At 74.0% G+C, this 3,873-nt stretch carries 4 protein-coding genes; 1 reads left to right on the plus strand and 3 read right to left on the minus strand.

What is annotated here, in order from left to right:
• Positions 1 to 146: 146 nt before the first annotated feature.
• From ACFWEK_RS19840 to ACFWEK_RS19850, 3 genes are read right to left on the minus strand one after another with little or no spacing between them, the layout of a single operon-like run.
• Positions 147 to 692, minus strand: coding sequence for a hypothetical protein (locus ACFWEK_RS19840; RefSeq protein ID WP_430547396.1), 546 nt, complete (start codon positions 690 to 692; stop codon positions 147 to 149).
• Between the two features lie 4 nt (positions 693 to 696).
• Positions 697 to 1,299, minus strand: coding sequence for an imidazoleglycerol-phosphate dehydratase HisB (gene hisB, locus ACFWEK_RS19845; RefSeq protein ID WP_430555154.1), 603 nt, complete (start codon positions 1,297 to 1,299; stop codon positions 697 to 699).
• Positions 1,299 to 2,525 carry a histidinol-phosphate transaminase gene (locus ACFWEK_RS19850; RefSeq protein ID WP_430555155.1) on the minus strand — a complete coding sequence of 409 codons (1,227 nt, stop codon included), beginning with the start codon at positions 2,523 to 2,525 and terminating at the stop codon, positions 1,299 to 1,301. The genes hisB and ACFWEK_RS19850 overlap by 1 nt, the downstream gene beginning before the upstream one ends.
• A 279-nt stretch (positions 2,526 to 2,804) precedes the next feature.
• Between ACFWEK_RS19850 and adhP the strand changes: the two genes are divergently transcribed.
• Positions 2,805 to 3,836: an alcohol dehydrogenase AdhP gene (gene adhP / locus ACFWEK_RS19855; protein WP_430547393.1), complete on the plus strand. Its 1,032-nt coding sequence runs from the start codon at positions 2,805 to 2,807 to the stop codon at positions 3,834 to 3,836.
• The last annotated feature ends 37 nt before the right edge of the window (positions 3,837 to 3,873 follow it).

Raw genomic sequence — 3,873 nt, forward strand, 5'->3', positions numbered from 1 at the left:
CAGGGGTTGAGGTCGGCCGCCGCGCCGCCGTGCGGCAGCAGCGGCGTGATCCCCGCGGCCTCCTGGGCCGCGGCGAACTTGTCCCGGTCATTGTCCCGGTCGGGCGTGCTGGGCGTGTCGCTGGGCGTGTCCGGCATACGTCTCCCCTACTGCTTCTTGCGGGCCTTGCGCGCGGCGCCGGTGAGCATCCGCATCGCCTTGAAGCGGCCGATGCTCGACGACGGCACGACGCCCGGCAGGTCGGCGACCGTGAGCTGACCGGTGACGAGGTCCTCGAGGGCCTCCGGAGCGCCGCCCAGCACGAGGCCCGGCGGGAGCTCGCCCTCGGCCTCGCCGTCGGCGTAGCGCACGCAGGTGAGCTGCTCGCCCTGGCGGGTCACGAGGACGAGGGGCACCCCCGCCACGAGCTTCGAGATCGCGGCGGCGGCCCGGCCGGGCGCGCCGTCGCTCGTGTCGCGCAGGATCGCGAGCGCGCCGACGGGGGTCGGCGCGGCGTCGACGTCGAGCTCGGCGAGCGCGCAGGCGGCCGCCAGGGGCTCGGCGCCCGCGATCTGCGTGATGAGGACCGCCAGCTCGGGGTCCGCGGAGGCACCGTCGAGGCCCGACAGGTCGTCGGGGATCTCGAAGCCCTCGGGCAGGTCGTCCGGCAGGTCCGGCTGCGGGTCGGGGTGCCGGTCGGGATCGGTGGTCATGCGGCTACAGCGCACCCTTCGTGGACGGGACGCCCTCGACGCGCGGGTCGGGGGCGACGGCGGCGCGCAGCGCACGGGCGAGCGCCTTGAACTGGGCCTCGACGATGTGGTGCGGGTCGCGGCCCGCGAGGACCCGCACGTGCAGGCAGATGCCGGCGTGGTGGGCGATCGACTCGAGCACGTGGCGGGTGAGCGACCCGGTGAAGTGCCCGCCGATGAGGTGGTACTCCTGCCCTTCCGGCTCCCCCGAGTGCACGAGGTACGGGCGGCCCGAGACGTCGACGACCGCGAGCGCGAGCGCCTCGTCGAGCGGCACGGTGGCGTCGCCGTAGCGGGAGATGCCGCGCTTGTCGCCGAGCGCCTCGCGCAGCGCCTCGCCGAGCACGATCGCGACGTCCTCGACGGTGTGGTGCGCGTCGATGTGGGTGTCGCCGGTCGCCTGCACGGTGAGGTCGATCAGCGAGTGCTTGCCGAGCGCGGTGAGCATGTGGTCGTAGAACGGCACGGTGGTCGAGATCTCCGTCCGTCCCGTGCCGTCCAGGTCCAGCTCGACGACGACGCTCGACTCGCTCGTCGTGCGCTCCACGCGGGCCGTGCGGTGCTGCATCAGTCCTCCTTCTCGGGCGCCGCGGCGCCGGTGACCGTCTCGCCGACGACCTCGATGAACGCCGACCGGAACGCGGCGTTCTCGCCGGGCGTGCCGACCGAGACGCGCAGCCAGCCCTCGGGCCCGGTCTCGCGGACGAGCACCCCGCGGTCCAGCAGGCCCTGCCAGACGGCGTGCCGGTCGCCGAACGTGCCGAACAGCACGAAGTTCGCGTCGGAGTCCGCCACCCGCAGCGGGCGACCGTCGACCTCCTGCGCGCGCAGCCAGGTCACCAGTGCGTCGCGCTCGTCGCGCAGGTCGCGCACCTGCGCCCGCAGCTCGTCGTGGTGCGCCAGCGCGCCCCGCGCGGCCGCCTGCGTGACGGCCGACAGGTGGTAGGGCAGCCGGACGACGCGCAGGGCGTCGACGAGCGCGGTGGACGCGGCCAGGTAGCCGAGCCGCAGCCCGGCCGCGGCGAAGGCCTTCGACATCGTGCGCGAGACCGCGAGGTGCGGGTGCGCGTCGAGCAGCTCGAGGGCCGACGGCGTGCCGGGGCGGCGGAACTCGGCGTAGGCCTCGTCGACCACGACGACGGCGCCGGCGCGGCGGCCGTCGCGCTCCGGGGCGTCGGGCACCTCGACCTTTGCCGCGGCGTCCAGGACCGCCTCCACCGTCGCGAGCGGCAGCGCCGTGCCGGTCGGGTTGTTCGGGCTGGCGAGGAGGATCACGGAGGGCCGGACCTCCGCGATCGTCGCGACCGCGTGGTCGACGTCGAGCGTGAAGTCGCTCTCCCGGCGGCCGGTGACCCAGCGCGTGTGCGTGTCCCGCGCGTACTCCGGGTACATCGAGTAGGTCGGCGCGAAGGACAGCGCGGTGCGCCCCGGGCCGCCGAACGCCTGCAGCAGGTGCAGCATGACCTCGTTGGAGCCGTTGGCGGCCCAGACCTGGTCGGCCGCGACCCGGACCCCGGACTCGAGCGCCAGGTAGTCGGCCAGGTCGCCGCGCAGGGCCGTGAAGTCACGGTCGGGGTAGCGGTTGAGCCCACGCGCCGCGTCGGCGACATGGCGGGCGATCGTCGCGACGACCGCCTCCGACGGGGCGTACGGGTTCTCGTTGACGTTCAGCCGCACGGGCACGTCGAGCTGCGGGGCGCCGTAGGGCACCTCGGCCGCGAGCTCGGGACGCAGCGGCAGCCGCGCGCCGTCGACGCCGCCCGCGGGTGCGGAGGCGGACAGGGGGGTGGTCACCGCGCCAGTCTACGGAACCGCGGGAGCCCCCGGTGGCGGCGTCCGCCCCTCGACCTCGAGCCCTCGCCGCCGACGGACCGGTCGCCGGGCTCACCTGCCGACCCGGACCGCCGAGCAGCTTTGTGAAAAATTGCACATGCCGCGAACGGCCTGGCTCCGGGCCTTGTGACAGCCTTCACAAGGCCTGAGGGCTGCGCCGCGGGCGCATCGTGCCTACCGTCGAGGTATCAGCAGTTCGTCCGTGTGGGCCGCCGAGCGGCCCGTGAGAGGGAGAAGCAGATGAGCACCATGCAGGCCGCGGTCGTCCACTCGTTCACCGAGCCCCTGTCCGTCGAGGACCGCGAGATCCCGACGCCCGGGCCGCACGAGGCCCTGGTCAAGGTCGACTACACGGGCGTGTGCCACACCGACCTGCACGCCGCGCACGGCGACTGGCCGGTCAAGCCGGCCCCGCCGTTCGTCCCGGGCCACGAGGGCGTCGGCCACGTCGTCGCCGTCGGGGACCAGGTGACCCGCGTCAAGGTCGGCGACACGGTCGGCAACGCCTGGCTGTGGAGCGCCTGCGGCGAGTGCGAGTACTGCGAGACCGGGTGGGAGACCCTCTGCCCGAACCAGAAGAACGGCGGCTACTCCGTCGACGGCTCGTTCGGGCAGTACATGCTCGTCGACGCACGGTACGCGCCGATCGTCCCCGAGGGCGTGGACCTGTCCGCCGTCGGGCCGATCCTGTGCGCCGGCGTCACCGTCTACAAGGGGCTCAAGGTCACCGACACCAAGCCCGGCGAGTGGGTGCTGATCTCCGGCATCGGCGGCCTCGGCCACATCGCCGTGCAGTACGCGGTCGCCATGGGCCGCCGCGTCGCCGCGGTCGACGTCGACGACGCCAAGCTCGAGCTGGCGCGCCGGCACGGCGCAGAGGTGACCGTGAACGCAGCCACCTCGGCCGACGCCGCGGCCGAGCTGCAGGAGAAGACCGGCGGCGGTGTGCACGGCGCGCTCGTGACGGCCGTCAACGCCCACGCGTTCCCGCAGGCCGTCGGCGCGCTGCGCCGCGGCGGCACGGTCTCGCTCGTCGGCCTGCCCCCGGAGAAGTTCCCGCTGGACATCTTCACCACGGTCCTGTTCGGGCTCACCGTCCGGGGCTCGATCGTCGGCACGCGCAAGGACATGGCGGAGGCGCTCGACTTCTTCGCCCGCGGCAAGGTCGACCCGACCTACACCGTGCGCCCCCTCGGCGACATCAACGCGATCTTCGACGAGATGATCGCCGGCAAGATCGACGGTCGCGTCGTCATGGACATGCGCAGCTGACGTCTCCCGGACGCGCGGAGGCCCGGCGGTGCGTGCC

Source organism: Isoptericola sp. NPDC060257, from assembly GCF_042726645.1.
Lineage (GTDB): Bacteria > Actinomycetota > Actinomycetes > Actinomycetales > Cellulomonadaceae > Isoptericola > Isoptericola nanjingensis.

What these genes read in the sequence shown, in the direction of transcription:
- hisB (WP_430555154.1), bottom strand. Translation starts at nt 1,299, where the DNA reads ATGCAGCACCGCACGGCCCGCGTGGAGCGCACGACGAGCGAGTCGAGC.
- ACFWEK_RS19840 (WP_430547396.1), bottom strand. Translation starts at nt 692, where the DNA reads ATGACCACCGATCCCGACCGGCACCCCGACCCGCAGCCGGACCTGCCG.
- adhP (WP_430547393.1), top strand. Translation starts at nt 2,805, where the DNA reads ATGAGCACCATGCAGGCCGCGGTCGTCCACTCGTTCACCGAGCCCCTG.